The sequence below is a fragment of the Streptomyces zagrosensis genome (assembly GCF_014203645.1).
Lineage (GTDB): Bacteria > Actinomycetota > Actinomycetes > Streptomycetales > Streptomycetaceae > Streptomyces > Streptomyces zagrosensis.
This window is the reverse complement of sequence record NZ_JACHJL010000008.1, coordinates 259,583-278,363: the sequence shown is the minus strand read 5'-3', so window position 1 is coordinate 278,363 and position 18,781 is coordinate 259,583. Positions and strand designations below refer to the sequence as shown.

The following is an 18,781-nucleotide window of genomic DNA, read 5'->3' as shown; positions in this document are numbered from 1 at the left end:
ATCCAAGGACACGAGGACACGGAAGGTGGAGGGAGCCGAGCATGCAGCAGGAGACCACGGGCCACTTCGACCGAGAGGCCGCACAGCGGCACGAGGCGCGCGCCTCGGGCGCGCACCCACCCCGAGCGAGCCCGGCCCCAACCCCGGGCTCCCCGGCCCCCACCCCGGGCTCCCCAGTCCCAACCCCGGGCTCCCCGACCCCAGGCCCGACCCCGCCCTCCCTCAGCTATGTCTCCCTCGGTGAGCGTCCGCTGCGGCGCCTGCCGCAACTGTTCGTCGGTCTCGCCCTGTACGGATTCAGCCTTGCGCTCATGGTCCGGGCCTCGCTGGGCGTCAACCCCTGGAGCGTCCTGTACGAGGGGCTTGAGGGTCGCACCGCACTGAGCTTCGGGGCGATCAGCGCCATCGTGGGCGTTCTCGTGCTGTTGCTGTGGGTCCCCCTCAAACAGCGGCTGAGGTGTGGCACCGCCGCCAACATCATCGTTCTGGCGTGCTCGTCCGACCTCGGTCTCCTGCTCGTCCCCCAGCACCTCGGGCTCCCCACCCGGATCGCGCTGCTCGTCGGTGGCGTCGCGCTGAACGGGCTGTCCGTCGCGGTCTACGTCGGTGCGCGCTGTGGCCCCGGGCCCCGGGACGGGCTGATGATCGGCGTGTGTGCCGTCACCGGGCGTTCCATCCGGCTGGTCCGCACCGTGTTGGAGGTCGTTGTGCTCGCCGGTGGCTGGCTGCTGGGAGGAACCGTCGGGGTTGGCACGGTGCTGTACGCGCTGACGGTCGGCTCGATCACCCAGTTGCTGATGCCTTGGTGCGTCTACCGCAGCCATGCCGAGCGCCAGGCACCTCCCGCTGCCGGCGCGACCGCGGGCGCGCCCCACGCCGACGCGACCGCGGGCCGGCAGCGGGCCCGCTCCCCGCGCTGGGAACGGGCCAGGCCGCCCCTGGCCGAAGCGGCTAGGCGCCCCGACCAGTGGAGAAGGTGAAGGAGAACGTCGCGGGCCCGGCGGTCAGCCGGTGTTCCGGGAGCACGCCCGGGCCGCAGGACTGGCTGCCGATGCCCTGTTGGCCGTAGTCGAGGTTGAGCCAGATCCGGTCATCCGGCGTCAGGTCCGTGGTGTGCGCCGCCGCGTCCAGGTGCTCCGTCGTCCAGCGGCGCGCGGTGAACCAGAACGGCGGTTCCCCCTCCACCCGCAGCCAGTTGCCGTGGTGCCCGCGGAGCCGGGCCCAGCGCACGTCGGCTCGGGCGCCGTTCTCCTGCGGCCGTACGTACGGGGTCTGCATGCGGTCCACCGGCATGGCGTACCGACCGAGTCGCGATGCCGTCCTGGTGTCCGGGTACGCCTCGCCAGGGCCGCCGCCGTACCACTCGGCGTCACCCAGGCTCGCGCACACGCCGAGCCGCACCCCCAGCCGGGGGAGCGGGAAGTTCCAGTCCCCTTCCGGGATCACGCTGACGGTCAGGCGCAGCCGTACGGCCGTGGCGGTCCAGTGGTAGACGACGGACAGTGCGCGGTCGGTGGCCGCCGGCGCGACCCGCGACTGCACCACCAGCGCGCCGTCCTCGGCCCGCACCCGGTCGGTGCGGTGCTGCATGCGGTGCAGCCCCGCCTGCCGCCACACCGTGCCGTAGCGGGTACCGGGCTGCCAGGGCGCGCCCTCGTCGTTGTCGGTCGGCGCCCGCCAGACGTCGAGCCGGGGGCCGGTGACCGGGTGGCCGCCCAGCGAGCGCAGCGCGCCGGTGTACGCGTCGAAGGTGCCGGGCCCCAGCACGATGGCGTCCCCCGCATCGCTGCGCCGGGGTTCCACGGCGGGCCCGCTCGCGGTAGTTCCGGTCAGCGGCACGGCGGCGCCGGCTGCCGCCCCGTTTCCTGCATCGTTTGCCGCCCTGGTTCCCGCCCCGTTTTCCGCCCCGGGGTCCGCGGGCCACTGCCCCCACGCGACCTCGTGGCCGGCCGCGGCCCACGCCGTGCTTGCCGCCAGTTCGGCCCGTACCGTCCACACCGCCTCGCCCGCCGGCGGCTCCCTGAGCTCCACAACCGGCAGCTTGACGTCCGCCGACTCGCCGGGGGCCAGCGGGGGCACGGCCAGTTCCCCCTGCGCCGCCGGTTCGCCCGCCACGTCGTAGGACCAGCGGAAGGCCAGGTGCGATAGGTCGGTGAAATCATGCAGATTGCTGATCCGCACGCCGGACACCGGGACCGCTCGCGCGCCGTCGCCCGCGCCGCCGAGCGCCCCACCACCCGCGCCGCCGCGCGCCCCGCCGATGGGCTCGATACAGACCGGCTCGATCACCTTCTTGTACTCGATCAGCCCGGGCGATGGGGTGCGGTCGGGGAAGACGAGACCGTCGCAGACGAAGTTCCCGTCGTGCAGTTCCTCGCCGAAGTCCCCGCCATACGCGAAGTAGCGCGTGCCATCGGCGGCTCGGCGGGCGATGCCGTGGTCGAGCCACTCCCACACGAAGCCGCCCTGGCAGCGGTCGTACCGCTCGAACAGCCGTTGGTACGCGCTGAGCCCGCCGGGCCCGTTGCCCATCGCATGGGCGTACTCGCACAAGATGAACGGCAGCGACCGCCGCCGCTCATCGAGCGCCGGGTCATCCAGCGCGGGTTCGGCGCGCCGCCCGATCTCCTCGACCTCGTCGTGCGGGGCGTACATCCGCGAGTACACATCCACGTCCGCGCACGTCCGGTCGCCCTCGTAGTGCAGGGGGCGGTCCGGGTCCCGCTCGCGGATCGCCGCGGCCATCGCGGACAGGCCCGCGCCCGTGCCGCATTCGTTGCCCAGCGACCACATGATGACGGCCGGGTGGTTCTTGTCCCGCTCGATGGTGCGCGCGGCGCGGTCGAGCAGGGCGGGCGTCCAGCGGTCGTCGTCCACCGGGTTGCGCCGCCAGCCCACGGCGTGGAAGCCGTGCGTCTCCAGGTCGCATTCGTCGATGACCCACAGGCCGATCTCGTCGCAGAGGTCGAGGAAGGCGGGGTGCGGCGGGTAGTGGCTGGTGCGTACGGCATTGATGTTGTGCCGCTTCATCAACAGCAGGTCGCGCCGCATGGTCTCCCGGTCCACGGTGCGGCCGGTCTCCGGATGGAACTCGTGCCGGTTCACGCCCCGAAACAGCACCCGCCGCCCGTTGACCTTGAGCAGCCCGTCCTCAACGGCGACCGTGCGAAAGCCGATCCGTAGCGGTACCCGCTCGCCGGCGGTGGCCAGCTCGGCCGCATACAGCCGGGGCGTCTCCGCCGTCCATGCCTCGACGGCGACCGTGGCGCTCTGCCCGGTGGCCAGGTCGAGACCCAGTTCGGGCACCGTCACCCGGCCGCCGGGCACACAGTCAACCCGCAGGGTTCCCTGGCCGTCCCGGTGGTCGTACGCCGCGTGGACGAAGAAGTCGGCGACGCTGCCGTTCGGCCGGTGCAACAGCGTCACCTCCCGGAAGATGCCAGGCAGCCACCACTGGTCCTGATCCTCCAGATAGCTGCCCGCCGACCACTGGTGGACCCGCACCGCAAGGACGTTGCCCCGGCTACGCAGGATGTGCGGTTCGCTGCCGCCGGCTGGCCCCGTCGCTTCGTCCACGCCGGGGGCGGCGATCGGGCCAACGAACAACTCGTGCGGCAGCCGGCTGCCCTGGAAGGTGCCCAGCTCATGGCCGTTGAGCCAGACCCGCGCACAGGACTCCACGCCGTCAAAGCGCAGCACGGCAGCGCCCGTCGTGGGCCAGTCGTCCGGCAGGTCGAAGACGAGCCGGTGGTCGCCGGTGGGGTTCTCCTGCGGCACCCGGGGCGGGTCCACCGGGAAGGGGTAGCCGGTGTTGGTGTAGATCGGCGGCGTGGCCGACCGAGCCCCACCGGGTGCGTGCAGCCCCCAGTGCGAGGGGACGGGCAGCTCGTCCCAGTCGGATGCGTCGAAGTCCGGGCGGGCGAAGGCCGTGCTCGTGGTCTGCGCTCCGGGCGACAGGCGAAAGCGCCACAGCCCGCTCAGATCGAGGCGGTCGGCGTCGGATGCGGAGTACCAGGACCGGGGCGGCATGGTGCCGCTGCCGGGCGAGACGTCTTCGTAGTAGGGGTAGTAGGGGTAGTAGGGGTGCGGAGTCGCTGCGGAGTGACTCATCGTTCTCCTCACTCAACTGCCGAGCTCAATCATGGCTCCCTACCGCGCGATGGTTTCGGCAAGATGGCGTACTGATGGCCTAGGCGGTACGGAGAGGTGTGGAAAGAGGTGAGGGCGGGCCGGTGGGCGGGCACGCCGCAGCCGTGGCCTCGGCTCACACCAGGGCCACGACGCGCACTCCCGATGCAGAACCGGACCACGGGCGCCGCACGCCCACCCACCCACCGGCCCGCGGCCCACCCACTCACCGGCCCACCCACTCGCCGGCCCGCCCACCCACCGGCCCGCGGGCCCGTTCAAGGGCGACCGGCGTGGACCGGAACTCAGACGTCCGTCTCGCAGCACGAATCGCGCCGCAGCAGCCGACCCACCTCAAGCCAGTCCTGCGCGGCGGCGGCCCCGCCGTGCCGGTGTGCGGCGCTCGGCAGCGCGTCACCCGCCGGAAACGCCTCGACCAGGTCCCGCGCCACATAGCGCTCCCCACCGCGCAGCACCGACACCACCCGCACCAGCGAGGCGAAGTCCGTGAACGGATCGCCGTCCACCACCGCCAGGTCCGCGAGCTTGCCCGGCTCCAGCGTGCCGAGGTCACGCTCCGCGCCGAACACCCGAGCGGGGTGCACGGTAGCGGTACGCAGCGCCTGCGCCGGAGACAGCCCGCCCCGATGCAGGGCGCGTAGCCCCATATGCAGCCCCAGCCCCACCGGTACCAGTGGCGCATCGGTGCCGAGCGCCACAAGGCCACCTTCGGCCAGCACCCGCCGATAGACGCCGATCTCCGTGTCAAGCGCCGTGAGCTGCGCCTCGGTCGGCGGCTGCCCGGCGACCTGCCGTACCAGGGCGATGTCCCACGGTGGCATCAACCGGGTGACGCGCTCGTCGTCGGCCAGCGAGGGATCGGCCCCCATCAGCGGGGATGAGGTGAAGGGCGTGGCGATCAGGTGGAAGTCGGTGGCCGTGTAGATCTCGCGCACATCCTGGTAGGCGCGCCCGGTGGCCGAAGTGGCGTGCCCGTACTCCAGCCGCTGGGTTGCCTGGAGATGGGTCGTCAGGTCCTGTCCGAGCTGCACACCAGGCGTGCACAGATGCCCGCCGCTACGCACGCCGAGCCGCTCGTGCGCGAACCGCGCGGCCTCGGACATCACCCAACCCGGTGCGCGGACATACGTCTTGACGAAGTCCCAGTCAAGGGCCTCGGCCCGGGACAGTGACCGGCGCAGCCCCGCGCGCGTACGGTGCGCCCGACCCATGCTGTACGCGACGCGCGCCCCGTCTAGCAGCTCACCGGTGGAAAGCAACCGCGGCCCGGCGAGCACCCCGGCCGCGATGGCCTCCCGGATGCGCATCTGCTCGTAGGCGAAGCCACCGAAGGACACGGCGGTGGTGATGCCGTACGCGAGCTGCGACGCGGGCTGCCGCCCACCGTAGGTGACCTGCCAGGGGTGCGTGTGGGCGTCCCAAAGACCCGGGATGACGGTGTGCGCCGAGGCGTCCACCCGGCGGGCGGCGGCGCGGCTCGCGCGGTGCGGCTCCACGGCGGTGATCCGCCCGCCGCGCACCACCAGATCCACGTCATCGCGCACCGTTTCGCCCGTGCCGTCCCACAATCGCCCGGCATGCACCACGGTGTCCACAGACCGCGGACGCCGGTAGTCCAGCGGCATCCGCACCGGGCGGGGCGAGCCGCCTTCCGCGTCGATCAGCCGCAACTTGCCCGCCGACAGATACAGCAGGGTTCGCGAGTCGCCGGACCAGGACGGGTGATCCGCGCTCTCCTCGGTGAGCTGCCGCGCCTTGCCGTTGGGGGTGCCATCCGGCCGCACGGGCAGCAGCCACAGCGCCGACTCCACGATCACGGCCATCCAGCGGCCGTTGGGGGACCACACCGGGCCCGAGTCGTAGCGGTCGGCGATGGAGACATGCGGGGCGACCGCGTGCAGCCGGGCCTGCCCGCTGTCGGCGTCGATCACGCGGATCAGGTTGTAACCCTCGCGGAAGCGCTGGTTGAGCCGGTTGCGGTCGCACAGCGCGACCCATCGGCCATCCGGTGACCAACTCGGCCTGCCCGGCAGACCACCAGCACCGAGCGGGGCGGCCAGCACCCGTTCCGTGCCGGCGCCGAGGTCGCGTACGACCAGATTGCCTGACATGTCGATGCTAGCCAGGCGGGTCCCATCGGGCGACAGCGCCGGTTGGACCCGGCCACCGGACGCCAACACGGTCTCCGCGCCGGAGTGCAACTCCCGCCGGCGCACCGTGTACAGCCCGTCGCGGTCATCGGCGTAGATCAGCGCGCGCCCATCGGCCGTCCAACTCGGAGCCAGCAGATAGCGGGTCGGGTCGGTACGCACGATCCGTCGCGGGGGACGTCCGCCGCCGATCTCAGCCACCCACAGCGAGTCGAGCGCGGCGAACGCCACCCGCCGCCCATCCGGTGACAGCGCCGGCAGATGCACCCCGCGCACCGGGCGTACGCCGCCGCCGTCGAAGTCGTAGCGCTTGACCCGGTAGCGGGGCCGCTCCACGGGCAGCGACGCGGTGAAGGCGATCGTCTCGGCGCTGACGTCGGTGCGCACGCTGCTGCCCTGCGCGCTGCTGTTCTGGTCATCCTGCTGGCCCTGCTGGCCCTGCTGGCCCTGCTGGCCCTGCTGGCCCTGCTGGCCGTGTAGGTCTTGGGGGTCCGCGTTGCCGTCGTTGGCCTGGTCGCGTTGCCGTCGCTGTGGCCGTACGAGCTGGAACTGACCGTCAACGGTGATCAGCAGCTCATCGCGCGAGACCCAGCGTGGCGGCACCGGCAGCACATCGCCGCGCACGCCCGCTGGCGCGCCGTCCACGACGAGCACGCAGGACGAGGCGGGGGCCGGGGTGGTTCGCAGATAGGCGAGCCTGCCGTCCGGCGCGAGGGCGGGCGTCATGACCTGCGCGGCGCTGGTCTCGGTGTGCTCCACGATCACCGGGCCGGTGCCGTCAGCGCGTACGGAGGCGATCGTACGGGCGTTGAGCGCCGTGCCCGCGAGCCGTGCGCGAACGAAGAACACCCGCTTGCCGTCCGGCGACCACACCGGGTCGAAGTCCTCCCAGGCACCGTCTTGGTGCGGCCCGTCCTGTCCCGGAAGACCGGTCAGCCGCGTGAGGCGGCGGCTGTGCACGTCGATCACCCACACGCGGTACGGGCTGCCCGCCACCGGATCGCCGCCGCGCTCGGACGCGAACGCCAGCCGGGTGCCGTCCGGGGACCAGGCCGGGCCCCGGTCGTCCCACGGCCCGTCAGTGAGCTGCCGCAGCTGCGTGCCATCGGGGCGCAGCGTCCACAGATGGAACCCGCCGCCCCGATAGGCGCAGACGGCCAGGGTCTGGCCGTTCGGGGCGTACACCGGACGGGTGGGTTCAAGGTCGGGGGTGGTCAGCGCGGTGGCCTCACCGCCCGCTCGCGGGATGGACCACAGGATGTTCTGCACCTCGGCGACCAGGTGGTCGCCGGCCGGGGCGAGGGTCGCGGCGCCATTGGTGGCGGCGGTGAAGGACAGCGTGGCGCGGCGCGGCGCCGCCGCGGCGACCGGTTCGGGCACCAGGCCAACGGCCCCGCCTGCGACGGCCACCGTTGCGGCGGCTGTCTGGAGGAAGGAGCGCCGGGTCGGGGACCAACGCGGGCCGCTGGCGCTGCCGGGGGCGGTGTCGGCGGTCGTGTCGGCGGTGGTCTCGGTGGCGTGTTCGGTGATGTGTTCGGTGGGGATGGTGATGGTGGCTGGCTCCGTGGCGCTGGCGCGGTCGGCGGCGCGGGGGAGGCCGGCTGAACTGTCGTGGGCGGGGGGCGGGACGGTGGTGTCCAACGGTCCTCCTGGAACACGAGGTGTGACACGGGTCAGGAGCGAGGAACGGGGCGCCTGATCGTTACACAGCCGATGGCCCGCCGGTCAACACCGCCTCGACGAAGCCTGCGCGTCGCCAGCGGTGCGGGCCCGGTCAGTTCGACAGGTGGGCAGGGGTGGGCCGTTCGGGGCGCAATCCCTGTCCGGAGCCAGCCACGCCACGGCTCTCACGCCCACAGGAAGCCGGTGATGCGCTCTCGCAGACCGGCCGGGTCAAGACCCTGGCCCGCCAGGTGTTCCTTAACAGAGCCGTAACGCCGCAGCTCGCGGCGGGCCACGCCAAGACCGAGCACACGGTGCGGCACATCGACGAGCGCAATGCCCGCCGCCGCCGTGGACGTACCCGCGAGGTAGGGCTCGACCAGGACCACATCGGCGGCGTCGGTGGCGCCCGCGGCCGACCGCAGCGCGTCGTCGTCAAAGGGCCGCACCGTCGTCGCGTACAGCACGGTCACATCCAGCCCTTCCACGGCGGCGAGGGTGTTGTCCAGCATCGGCCCAACGGCCACGATCACGCCGCGCCGCCCCTGCCGTACGGTGTGGAATCCGTTGCCGTCCACGGGCAGGGCGGTGGCGTTGGCCTGCTCGGACAGCCGCAGATATACGCGGTCATCACCGGCGGCTGCCGCCTGCCGCAGCAGGGTTTCCGCCTCGTCGGGGTGGCCAGGCACCTGGATCGTCCAGTCGTCCAGGGTGTCCATCAGGGCGACATCGCCGGGTGCCATGTGAGTGAAGCCGCCGGCGGGCCAGTCGTACGAGCCGCTGGAGCTGACCAGCACGCCTCCCAACCCTTGATGCCCAAAGTCCAACTTCACCTGCTCGAACGGTCGTTCCACCAAAAAGCTGGCGAAGGTGTGCATGATCGGGCGCATTCCCGCCAAAGCGAGCCCGCTCCCGGCCCCGATCAGCAACTGCTCGCGGATACCTACGTTGATCACCCGATGTGGATGAGTCCGCGCGGTGTCCTGGAACCGGTCTCTGCTGATCTCGGCCAGCACGACCGCGAGCCGGGGGTCCTGGTCGAGGAGTTGGGAGGTGATGGTGGTGAAGCGTTCACGCATGGTGTCCATGGGGTGTGTCCTTTCGAAGGGTGGAGCGAAGCAGAGGAGCGGTCAGAGCGCGGCGCGGCGGCGAGGGGGGCGGGTAGCCGCCATCGGGCCGCCGCCAGGCGGGGTGCGGCAGGGTGGTGGCCGCAGCTGCGACGGCGCGGGAACTATCGCCGGCGAGCGATCACTTGGGCTCGACGCGGGCGACGACCGCGTGCGAGCGCCCCGGATGCGGCAGGGTGTACGCCGCGTACAGCGCCTCGTGGTCGCGCCCGTCCACGGTCGTGGCCGACCAGCCCGCTGCCTCGAAGCGGGAGGCGATGCCGCCTCGCCAGCCGTGCGTGGCCGATGAGTTGTCGATGACCAGGGTGTGCAACTGCTCCAGGCCCGCGGCGCCTGCGTAGGCGATGGCCTCGTGGTTGCTGCCCTCGTCGAGTTCGGCATCCCCGATGAGCACCCACACGCGGGAGTCGGTGCGGCCCTGCGCCCGCAGCCCGAGCGCCGTGCCCACGGCGATGGGCAGTCCGTGCCCCAGCGACCCGCTGCCGATTTCCACCCCGGGGACGAGCGTCCGGTCCGGGTGGTGGCCCAGCGGTGACGCGTAGGCACCGAAGGTCGGCAGCACCGAGGCGGGGAGGAAGCCCTTGGCGGCGAGTACCGCGTAGTACGCCATCGGCCCGTGGCCCTTGGAGAGTAGGAACCGATCACGCTCGGGGGAGTCGAACTCGGCGGGGGAGACCCGTAGTACGCGGTCGTAGAGCACCCACAGCGCGTCAAGCGTGGAGGTGGCGGCGGTGCTGTGCTTCTCGTCCCCGGTCATCAGGCTCATCAGCCGAGGAATGTCGTGGTAGCCGAAAGAGGCGGTCTGCCCGGTGTCGAGCGTCGTGGTGGTCATGGCAGTAAGCGTGCAACTTCAAGTTAACTTGAAGTCAAGCGCTCGCCGGGCGAGTGGTGACTGCCGGCTCCGGCGCCTGTTCGTCGGGGGCCTCTTGTGGGTCGCGCATGGCCGCCGGCACCACCGACCGCAGGGCCGTCGCGACCGCAGCCACCGCCGGATGTTGGCCGGCTCCGCTGCGGAAGGCAATCCTGGTTCTGCGGCTCATCGCCATCGGCGTCAGCACCACATGCGGGTAGGGGTACGCCAGGCCGAGTTGCGGCACCAGAGCCACCCCCTGCCCCGCAGCGACCAACGCGAGCACCGTCGCGAACTCGTCCACCTGATGCCGCACGCGAGGCGTGAACCCGGCCGCTTGGCAGGCGCGAATCGTCATGGTGTGGCACAGGGTCCCCGGCGTGGCGGTGATCCAGGGCGCGTCCCGCCAGGCCGCGATGCCGGGGCCGGGGCGCTCGGCGGCGGTTGGAGGGTGGGGCGCGGCGGCTGGGGCGTACGGTGCGGCGGCCGGCGCGTACGTCGCATCCGATGCGTCGGTCAGCCCGTGCGGCCCGTGCGGCCCGTGTGGTGCGTGTGAGGAATGCGGCGCGTTGGGCGAGGCCAGATACATCGCCTCCGTGCACAGCGGTTCGGTGGACAGGCCGGGCTCCACCCGCGCCGGCACGAAGTCGTAGTCGTGCACCAGCGCCACCTCCAGCTCCCTGGCCCGCAGTGCGTCCGCCACGGCGGCTGGATCGACCTCGGACACCATCGGCTCAAGTTGCGGATGCTCCCTGGCCAGAGCCATGAGCGCGGCGGGGACGATGGCCCTGGCCGCGGTGGGGAAGGTGCCGATCCGCAGCGGCCCGGCCAGCCCCTGGCGGGTATCGATAAGTTCGGCTGCGGCCTGTTCCAGGCGTTCGAGCACCGCCTCGGCGTGCCGGACCAGGCGGTGGCCGGCGGGCGTGAGGGTCACCCGACGCCCGGTGCGTTCGAGAAGCGGCACACCCGCCTCCCGCTCCAGGGCGCTGAGCTGTTGCGAGACGGCGGACGGCGTAAACGTCAGGGCCTCGGCGACAGCGACGATCGTGCCGCGGAGAGCGAGCTCTCGCAGCAGACGTAGGCGGCGTACATCGAGCATCAGTTCAGCTTACGCTCGCCGGCACAAATGCGAACTAGACCTGCAATGTTGCGCTACGGCACGCTCATCCGCATGACCCCAACCTCTTCCCTGCGCGGGATACACGCATCGCTCATCACTCCCTTCACCGCAGCCGGGAGCGTTGCGGTGGATGCACTCGAAGAGCTTGCCCATGCCGTACTCGACGGCGGCGCGACCGGCATTGTCGCGCTCGGCACTACGGGGGAGCCCGCGACCCTGGACGAGGGGGAGCGCCGGACCGTCATCGACGTCTGTGCCCGGGTCTGCGGACAGCGGGCCGCGACCCTCATCGTCGGCGCGGGAACCAATGACACCAAGGGCAGCGTCGCCGCCCTCGCCGAGTTGGCCGCCTGGCCCCAGGTGGGCGCTGCGCTGGTGCCCGTGCCGTATTTCACCCGGCCGTCGGAGGCCGGCGTTTTGGCGCACTTCTCGGAGTTGGCGGCCAACAGCCCGGTCCCGCTGATCGCCTACCACATTCCTTACCGAACCGGTCAGGCGTTGAGCATGGACGCGCTCCGCACGCTGGCGCGCACGCCGGGCGTCGCCGGGATCAAGTACGCGACGAACGGCATCGACGCGGAGGCGATCGGACTGCTTGGCGACCTCCCGCCGGACTTCGCGTTCCTTGCTGGCGATGACCTCTTCGTCTCGCCGCTGCTGGCGCTCGGCGCCACGGGCGGCATCCTCGCATCGGCCCAACTGCTACCGGAGTCGTTCACCGAGCTCGCTGCCGCCTGGCGTACGGGCCAGGCACAGCGGGCCCGCACGCTGGGACATGCCCTGGCCCGGCTCTCGGCGGCGGCGTTCGCGGGACCCAACCCCACCGTCATCAAGGGGGTACTGGCCGCCCAGGGCCGCATCCCCACGCCGGATGTGCGATTGCCGCTGCTACCCGCGCGGAGCGACGCGGTGCAGACGGCCATGCGGTGGCTGGCGGACGCGGCAGGCCGGACACACCCGGCCGATCAGTCATCCGAAAATCACCCAACGCCGTGTGTACTTCGCTGACTTGACGTTCCATCAGGCGTGCCATCAAGAGGGACGTAGGCGAACTCAGGCCAAACAGGAAACTTTCCTAATCTTTCTATTGTCTGGACCATGACACACGGATAGCGTGCGGCACGCCATACCCCCTCACGTGATTGGAGCGTGCCGTGCAACCCCACCTCGCAACGCGCCGCCGCCTCGCACTCGGGTTCGCCGTGGCGCTGACCGCCACCGGAGTCCTGGCGGCCACCGCGCAGGCAGTGCCCACCGACACGACGCGGCAGAAGCCGGCCACATCCGCTGACAGAGCCGCCGTCAGCGGTCTCAACGGGCCCTACCTCTACCTAGGTTGGGGCAACCCGCCCCAGGCGGTGGAGTTCTTGAAGGCGACCGGCAACACCCAGCTCACCATGGCCTTCATCCTCGCCAAGGGCGGCTGCGCCCCCGCCTGGGACGGTCAGCGTCCGCTCGCCGGCGGACAGGATGAGCGGACCATCAAGGCAGTGAAGGCGGCGGGCGGTTCCATCACGCCGTCCATCGGCGGCTGGAGCGGTGCCAAGCTCGGCGAGGCATGTCGGTCCGCCGCTGACCTCGCGGGCGCCTATCAAAAGGTGATCGACGCGTACAAGCTCGACTCGATCGACATCGACATCGAATCGACCGAGTTCGAGAGCGAACCCGTACGGCAGCGGGTCATCGACGCGCTCAAGATCGTCAAGTCCAAGAACCGGGGCATCAAGGTCTACGTCACCTTCGGCACCGCCCCCAGCGGACCCACCGCACCGGGCAAGGACCTGGTGCGCAAGGGCGCCAAGGCCGGTCTAGACGTGGACGGTTGGGCGGTCATGCCGTTCGACTTCGGCGACGGCACGACGGACATGGTCGCCGCGACCAAGTCCGCCGTGGACGGTCTGAAGAGCACCGTCGCCGCCGCGTACGGGATCTCCGATGCCGCGGCCTACCGCAAGGTCGGCTTCTCCTCGATGAACGGCAAGACCGACGTCAAGGGCGAGATCGTCACCCCGGCGGGCTTCCAGGAGATGGTCAACTACGCCAAGCAGCACCATCTCGCTCGGGTCAGCTTCTGGTCCGTCAACCGCGACCGCCCCTGCGGCGGCGGCGGCGACCAGGGCGCGTGCAGCGGCATCGACCAGAAGCAGTGGGAGTTCTCCAAGATTCTGGCCGGCTACCAGGGCTGAGCGAAGCCCTGCCGAAGTCACCAGGGCTGCTCCACTGGGAGCCGCGCTGCCACGCGCCCGTAGATGAGCCGAGCGCCGGAGCGAGCCGCCGCACCAGGCGCTCCGGCGCGCGGCTCGCGCGGCTTGCCCGGCTCGCGCGGTGCGGGGTTCGCGGCTCCTGCGGCGCCGGGGCGGGTGGGGGCTGGTGGCGCGGCAGCGTCCGCCGCCCGGCGAGGCCAACGGAGCGCAGCGGGCGCGGCTGCCATGATCACCGTATGAGTGGCACCAAGCGCACCTTTGAGGAACTCGTGGCCGAGGCCGAGTCGGTGTCCGTCGAGGGCTGGGACTTCTCCTGGCTCGAAGGCCGGGCCACGGAGGAGCGGCCATCGTGGGGCTACGCCCGGTCCATGGGCGAGCGGATGGGGCGGGCCGAGGCCGCCTTGGACCTACAGACCGGCGGCGGCGAAATCCTGGCCGCCGTCCCCCGCCTACCCACCCTCACCGTGGCCACGGAATCCTGGCCGCCGAACATCGCAAAGGCCAGCGCGCTGCTACGACCGCGTGGGGTCGCCGTCGTGGTCAACCACACCGGCGCATCCGCCGGCGTGGAGGGCGTGCCGCAGGAGCCGCTGCCCTTCGCCGATGACCTCTTCGACCTCGTCGTCAGCCGCCACCCGGTGACGACCAGCTGGGCGGAGATCGCCCGCGTGCTCCGGCCCGGCGGTACGTACTACTCGCAGCAGGTCGGCCCGCGCAGCGTCTTCGAGCTGGTGGAGTATTTTCTCGGGCCGCAGCCACTGGCCAGCACCGCGCGTGACCCGGAGGTTGCCCGGGCGGCAGCCGAGGCGGTCGGGCTCGATGTGGTGAGCCTGCGGTCGGAACGCCTGCGGACGGAGTTCTACGACATCGGCGCGGTCATCTACTTCCTGCGCAAGGTGGTTTGGATGGTCCCCGGCTTCACCGTGGCCGAATACCGTACGCGGCTGCGTGAGCTGCACGACCGCATCGAGTCCGAAGGCCCATTTCTCGCCCACACCACGCGCTTCCTCATCGAGGCCCGCAAACCGGGTGCGTAGCGACTGAGCACGTAAGGCGACGTCCATCCGGCGCTGGCACCTGCGCCTGTGCGCCTGTGCGCCTGTGCGCCTGTGCGCCTGCGCTCCCGTGCTCCCGTGCTCCCGTGCTCCTGTGCTCCCGTGCCGGCGCCGGCGCCCGTACCGGCGCCCGCTCCCGCGCCGCGCGCGGCCGTGCACCACTGCGCCGTCCCCTCCGGCCTTCGGGCCACACCGCGGGCTGCTCCCCGCGCCGCGCCGCGGGCTACTCCGCACGGCGTACCGCGAGTGTCTCCAACTGGACGACGCCCGCCGGGACCTGCTGCTTACATGCTGGTCCTGCGGCGCAGCGCGCCGTACGGAGCCCTGCCGGGCACCGCCCGGCGGTACGTGGGGCCGGGCCACTGCACACCGCACCAAGAGAGGCCCGATGCCACCCCGCACGGCGACGCCGCAGCTCACGCCCGACCAAGGCCGCTGGCCCGGCCGGGGCGCGGTGCCCTGGGCCCGCTGGCGGGCAGCACGCGGTGGGGAGCGGCTGTGTTACGCCACCGGCGCCGTCCTCGTCGCCTCCGGCCTCTTCCATCTTGGGGTGTTCGCCGTGGACGGCGGCGCGTGGGAAGGCCCGGTCTCCTGGCGCAAGCCGTTCACCTTCGGGTTGTCCTTCGGGCTGACGCTGATCGCCGTCACCTGGGTGGCCTCGTATCTGCGAATGGGTGCGCGAACCCGGGTGCTGCTCTGCGGAGCCTTCGCGGCCGATTGTGTACTGGAGGTCGCCGGGATCACCTTGCAGGCGTGGCGCGGGGTGCCATCACACTTCAACATGGAGACGCCGTTCAACACCTTCGTTTCCCTGTCACTTGCCGTGGGCGGCGCCATCCTGGTGGTGATCCTCTCCGCGTTCGCCGTGGCGTCGTTCCTCCGCGAGCCGGAGGGGCCGGTGGGCATGGCGCAGGCGCTGCGCGCCGGGTTCGCCATCTTGTTGATCGCGCTGCTCTCCGGCGCGGCGATGATCGCGCGCGGCGTGGTGCTGACCCGTACCGGCCACCAGGAGGCGGGCTACCACTCCACCGGCTTCCTCAAGCCCCTGCACGGCGTCAGCCTGCACGCCATCTTGGTGCTGCCCGCCCTGGCCTGGCTGCTCACGCGTACGCCACTCGACCGTGAGGCGCGGCGCAAGACCGTCGCCATCGCGGTCGGCTGCTACTGGGTGGCGGTCGTCGGCGCTGGCCTGTGGGCGATCGCGGCCTACTGTACCGCCTCGTGCGGCACGACCACGATTTGCACCGCGTCCTCGTAAAGGACGCGCCCCGGGTCGCTGGAGCTGAGCCGCACCCAGTCGATCCCGTGCGCGGTGAGGATGTCCAGATAGCCGCCCACCCGCCCGGTCAGATGCTCAGCCGAGCTCTTGAACCAGGCCACCGCTGTCGGATGCAACTCCCGGTCGTAAATGGAGGGATCGACATGGGAGGGGTTGGTGTACGCGGCGTCGTACCAGTCGTTGTTGAGCCGCCGAAAGCGTTCTTGCTCCGCCGTCAACTTCCCTTCTCTAGCGAGCCCGTTGACCAAGACGAAGATCCCGGGAAACGCGCCGCGCTCGTTGCGGGCCGTGCCCTGGAACCGTAGATAGGGGCCGTCGTCCACCGTCGTACCTCCGCGTTGCGTCGTCGCATGTGACCGCGAAGGATCATGCCACCCCGGCATCGCGAACCGTCCGCCGCCCATGCCCACCGGGCAGCCGCCACTGCGGGTCACTCGCGGCTCGCGGGCACCCGCCCCCGTCCCCGCCATCGCTGGCCGCTGGCCGGCGCCCGTGCCCGAAGGGGCAGCGAGCGCTGCCCTCCCCCGACGGGGGCGGGTCTGGACGGGGGCGACCCGCGGCAAGAGGCTGGAGGGGACAGCACGTCGGCGGGGGAGCGCCCCAAGGGAGCGGAAGATGCGCCAACACGAGCACGACGCCGACCACGAACCTGACCGCGAACATCACCGTGAGCACGAACACCACGAGTCCTTCGCATCGTTAACCGCCGCCGAGGCCCACCAGCAGGCCCAGACGCCACACGTGTTACGCGCCGCCATCGCGGGCCGCACCGACGTCATCGGCCGGCCCGGCATGGGCACCCTGCAACGCGCCGTTGGCAACAGCGCCGTGAGCTCCCTGGTCCAGCGGGAGGCGGCCGAGGAAGAGCCGAGGCGTTCGTCGGTGCACGACGTGGTGTCATCGGGCGGTGGCCAGTCCCTGGACGCGACGACGCGTACGGACATGGAGGCGCGCCTGGGCGCGGACTTCTCCGACGTACGCGTACACACCGGCTCCGCTGCCCACGCTTCGGCCCGCGAGGTCGGCGCCCACGCGTACACCGTTGGCAGCAACGTCGTCTTCCAGCGCGACGCGTACGACCCGTCATCGCAAGCCGGCCGGACCATGCTGGCCCACGAGCTCACCCACGTCATGCAGCAGCGCAGCGGACCCGTCGATGGCACCGAGGCCCCGGGCGGCATCCGGGTGAGCGACCCGTCCGACCGCTTCGAACGCGAGGCCGCCGACAACGCCGAGCGCGTCATGTCCCAACCCCCCACGGCGCCCGCGGAGACGGCTGGCCCCGAGGCGCAAACACTCCCCGCTCCCGCGACGCCGACCACCGCCCAACTCACCGCCGCACCCGCGGTGCAGCGCACGGAGGACGAGGGCGAGGACGAAGAACCGGCGGACGTCCAGGGCGCGTTCGTGCAGCGAGCGGAGAAAACCCCGGAGAAGGACGCGGAGGAGGATGAGGAGTCGCCGCCTGAGTAGGGCTGGGGGTGCTTGGCCTGACGCTGTCTGTGTGCTCCCTTGCGGCTGGCCCCCAACGCAGCGGCCCGCCCCGGGAATGAGGGGGCGGGCCGCTCTGTCGTGTCTTGGCACTAAGGGGTCATTGCAACTCTCCGCGGCGCACCGCGCTGACCAGGGCGCTGAGAGCAGCGTACGAGAACACCAGGGCCGGCCCCGTTTTATCCTTGCTGTCACGCACCGCGACTGACCGCTCGGTGACCCGGCCGACTTCGACGCAGTCGGACTGGGCCCCCGACGCCGACGACTTCCACCACGTCACGTCGAGCGTCGAGGCGTCTTCAATGTGGCTACTCATGCTTCTTCCCTTATCTCTGCGATGCGCTCTGCGGACACCTCGGCCGGGCAACACAGCCCGGCCCTGGTGGGAGTACTGTTTTGGGGGCCGAAGTCAGAACGGAGCCCATGATGGCACCAGCCACAGGCGGGCGACCGGAGGGAGTTGGCGCGCGCATCCACCTGCTGCGCGTGCTCCGTGATTACTCCCTACGGGATCTCGCCCACCGATCCCACGTGTCCAAGTCGATGCTTTCCGACGTAGAACGCGGCGAACGCCAGCCCAGCGAACAAGTCATCGCAGCTTTGGCCAAGGCGCTAGGCGTGTCCGTGCCGGTCATCCACGGTCAGCCGTACATTGAGCAACTGCGCCAAGACCAACTCGACCAGCTCATCGCCCCGCTGTCCAGCGCCTTGGATGACTGGGATATCCCGCCGGCAGGCGACGTCCCACCGCCCCGCCCGACGTCGGAGATGCAGGCCACCGCACGGCACATCTATAGGCTGCGCTCCACCGGTGAGTTCGGGGCCTTGGCCAAAATGCTGCCCGGTGCCCTGGCCGAGGTGTCCCACGCCGTGCTGGACGCGCCGACTGCGGCCGATCGAGAGGTGGCCTGCTGGCTTCAGTCCGAGGCCGCGTTGGGAGCCTTCAGCGTTGCTTACAAACTTGGCTATCTAGACCTGGCTCGGCTCGCTCTCGCGCGCATGGCCACTGCCGCGGTGCAATCCGGCGATCCGCGGCAAGTCGCGGTGGAGCGGCTGAAACGCGCGCAGCTTTCCGCGCACGGGCCAGCAATCGAGATGGGGCTGCGCCTGGTGAATCGCGCGCTGGCAGATTTGGACGACGACGGCACGCCCCCGACGCGTGCGGTGCGCGGCGGTCTCATGCTGAAGGGCGTACAGCTCTACGCCCTGTCGGGTAAGGGCGACGACTCGGACACGTGGCTAGACGAAGCACAGGGGTTGGCGCGTGAGCTGGGCGAGACCGGCCACTACGGCATGGTGTTCGGCCCGACGAACGTATGGCAGCACGGTGTGGCTGCTGCTGGCGACCGCGATGAGCATGGGTTGGCGCTTGCCCGCGCGGCAAACGTCCATCTGCCGGAGGGCTACTCGCCGTTGCGCGCCGGACAGTTCCTGATGGATCGGGCACGGTCGCAGGCGCTGACCGCGCAGCCGGAGGAGGCGTTGGAGTCTTTGCAGGCCGCACGGCAGGTAACACCGCAACAGACTCGCTATCACCCTACGATGCGCGAGACGGTGGGTACTTTGCTACGCGCTCGACGGGCTTCGCGGGAGTTACGCGAGTTCGCCTTGTGGAGCGGTGTGTAACTATGTGACTACTGCATGTCAAGGGTTCGGTGTCCGCAATCGGCGGACATTGGGCCCTTGATCCGTAG

The 18,781-nt window shown here is 71.2% G+C and carries 14 protein-coding genes; 7 read left to right on the top strand and 7 right to left on the bottom strand.

The features are described from left to right. Nucleotides 1-41 precede the first annotated feature (41 nt). The gene (gene yczE / locus FHS42_RS17645) at nucleotides 42-980 is read left to right on the top strand and encodes a membrane protein YczE (protein WP_246494916.1); all 939 of its coding nucleotides are present in this window, start codon (nucleotides 42-44) and stop codon (nucleotides 978-980) included. Here the strand turns inward: yczE and FHS42_RS17640 are convergent. From FHS42_RS17640 to FHS42_RS17620, 5 genes are all read right to left on the bottom strand, one after another. Further along, nucleotides 952-4,110, bottom strand: a complete 3,159-nt coding sequence (locus FHS42_RS17640) for a glycoside hydrolase family 2 TIM barrel-domain containing protein (RefSeq protein WP_184573181.1) — start codon at nucleotides 4,108-4,110, stop codon at nucleotides 952-954. The two genes, yczE and FHS42_RS17640, sit on opposite strands and share 29 nt — an antisense overlap. Before the next feature lie 323 nt (nucleotides 4,111-4,433). Continuing rightward, nucleotides 4,434-7,829, bottom strand: a complete 3,396-nt coding sequence (locus FHS42_RS17635; protein ID WP_184573258.1) for an amidohydrolase family protein — start codon at nucleotides 7,827-7,829, stop codon at nucleotides 4,434-4,436. 317 nt (nucleotides 7,830-8,146) lie between these two features. Next, nucleotides 8,147-9,049 carry a transketolase family protein gene (locus FHS42_RS17630; protein ID WP_184573180.1) on the bottom strand — a complete coding sequence of 301 codons (903 nt, stop codon included), beginning with the start codon at nucleotides 9,047-9,049 and terminating at the stop codon, nucleotides 8,147-8,149. Nucleotides 9,050-9,209: 160 nt separating this feature from the next. After that, nucleotides 9,210-9,920: a thiamine pyrophosphate-binding protein gene (locus tag FHS42_RS17625; RefSeq protein ID WP_184573179.1), complete on the bottom strand. Its 711-nt coding sequence runs from the start codon at nucleotides 9,918-9,920 to the stop codon at nucleotides 9,210-9,212. Nucleotides 9,921-9,954: 34 nt separating this feature from the next. Continuing rightward, on the bottom strand, nucleotides 9,955-11,037 hold the full coding sequence (locus FHS42_RS17620; protein ID WP_184573178.1) for a LysR family transcriptional regulator: 1,083 nt from the start codon (nucleotides 11,035-11,037) through the stop codon (nucleotides 9,955-9,957). Between the two features lie 72 nt (nucleotides 11,038-11,109). Here FHS42_RS17620 and FHS42_RS17615 point away from each other — a divergent pair, with 72 nt between their 5' ends. The 4 genes from FHS42_RS17615 (at nucleotide 11,110) to FHS42_RS17600 (ending at nucleotide 15,575) form a co-directional block, all read left to right on the top strand. Beyond that, the gene (locus FHS42_RS17615; RefSeq protein ID WP_184573177.1) at nucleotides 11,110-12,066 is read left to right on the top strand and encodes a dihydrodipicolinate synthase family protein; all 957 of its coding nucleotides are present in this window, start codon (nucleotides 11,110-11,112) and stop codon (nucleotides 12,064-12,066) included. 146 nt (nucleotides 12,067-12,212) lie between these two features. Beyond that, entirely contained in the window at nucleotides 12,213-13,244 is a 1,032-nt protein-coding gene (locus FHS42_RS17610; RefSeq protein ID WP_184573176.1) for a chitinase, read from the top strand. A 254-nt stretch (nucleotides 13,245-13,498) separates the two neighbouring features. After that, nucleotides 13,499-14,299 carry a class I SAM-dependent methyltransferase gene (locus FHS42_RS17605; RefSeq protein ID WP_184573175.1) on the top strand — a complete coding sequence of 267 codons (801 nt, stop codon included), beginning with the start codon at nucleotides 13,499-13,501 and terminating at the stop codon, nucleotides 14,297-14,299. 406 nt (nucleotides 14,300-14,705) lie between these two features. Beyond that, nucleotides 14,706-15,575, top strand: coding sequence for a hypothetical protein (locus tag FHS42_RS17600; protein ID WP_246494915.1), 870 nt, complete (start codon nucleotides 14,706-14,708; stop codon nucleotides 15,573-15,575). Here FHS42_RS17600 and FHS42_RS17595 read toward each other — a convergent pair. Next, entirely contained in the window at nucleotides 15,524-15,919 is a 396-nt protein-coding gene (locus tag FHS42_RS17595) for a hypothetical protein (RefSeq protein WP_184573174.1), read from the bottom strand. The two genes, FHS42_RS17600 and FHS42_RS17595, sit on opposite strands and share 52 nt — an antisense overlap. 292 nt (nucleotides 15,920-16,211) lie before the next feature. On the opposite strand from FHS42_RS17595, the gene FHS42_RS17590 reads away from it, so the two are divergent. Beyond that, entirely contained in the window at nucleotides 16,212-17,069 is an 858-nt protein-coding gene (locus tag FHS42_RS17590) for an eCIS core domain-containing protein (protein ID WP_184573173.1), read from the top strand. Nucleotides 17,070-17,187: 118 nt separating this feature from the next. Here FHS42_RS17590 and FHS42_RS17585 read toward each other — a convergent pair whose 3' ends face one another. After that, a complete protein-coding gene (locus FHS42_RS17585) occupies nucleotides 17,188-17,403 on the bottom strand; it encodes a DUF397 domain-containing protein (RefSeq protein ID WP_184573172.1) in 216 nt (71 codons plus the stop codon). A 107-nt stretch (nucleotides 17,404-17,510) separates the two neighbouring features. Here FHS42_RS17585 and FHS42_RS17580 point away from each other — a divergent pair, with 107 nt between their 5' ends. Further along, entirely contained in the window at nucleotides 17,511-18,713 is a 1,203-nt protein-coding gene (locus FHS42_RS17580) for a helix-turn-helix domain-containing protein (RefSeq protein ID WP_312866925.1), read from the top strand. Nucleotides 18,714-18,781 lie beyond the last annotated feature (68 nt).

What these genes read in the sequence shown, in the direction of transcription:
- yczE (WP_246494916.1), top strand. Translation starts at nt 42, where the DNA reads ATGCAGCAGGAGACCACGGGCCACTTCGACCGAGAGGCCGCACAGCGG.
- FHS42_RS17640 (WP_184573181.1), bottom strand. Translation starts at nt 4,110, where the DNA reads ATGAGTCACTCCGCAGCGACTCCGCACCCCTACTACCCCTACTACCCC.
- FHS42_RS17630 (WP_184573180.1), bottom strand. Translation starts at nt 9,049, where the DNA reads ATGGACACCATGCGTGAACGCTTCACCACCATCACCTCCCAACTCCTC.
- FHS42_RS17625 (WP_184573179.1), bottom strand. Translation starts at nt 9,920, where the DNA reads ATGACCACCACGACGCTCGACACCGGGCAGACCGCCTCTTTCGGCTAC.
- FHS42_RS17620 (WP_184573178.1), bottom strand. Translation starts at nt 11,037, where the DNA reads ATGCTCGATGTACGCCGCCTACGTCTGCTGCGAGAGCTCGCTCTCCGC.
- FHS42_RS17615 (WP_184573177.1), top strand. Translation starts at nt 11,110, where the DNA reads ATGACCCCAACCTCTTCCCTGCGCGGGATACACGCATCGCTCATCACT.
- FHS42_RS17605 (WP_184573175.1), top strand. Translation starts at nt 13,499, where the DNA reads ATGAGTGGCACCAAGCGCACCTTTGAGGAACTCGTGGCCGAGGCCGAG.
- FHS42_RS17600 (WP_246494915.1), top strand. Translation starts at nt 14,706, where the DNA reads ATGCCACCCCGCACGGCGACGCCGCAGCTCACGCCCGACCAAGGCCGC.
- FHS42_RS17590 (WP_184573173.1), top strand. Translation starts at nt 16,212, where the DNA reads ATGCGCCAACACGAGCACGACGCCGACCACGAACCTGACCGCGAACAT.
- FHS42_RS17585 (WP_184573172.1), bottom strand. Translation starts at nt 17,403, where the DNA reads ATGAGTAGCCACATTGAAGACGCCTCGACGCTCGACGTGACGTGGTGG.
- FHS42_RS17580 (WP_312866925.1), top strand. Translation starts at nt 17,511, where the DNA reads ATGATGGCACCAGCCACAGGCGGGCGACCGGAGGGAGTTGGCGCGCGC.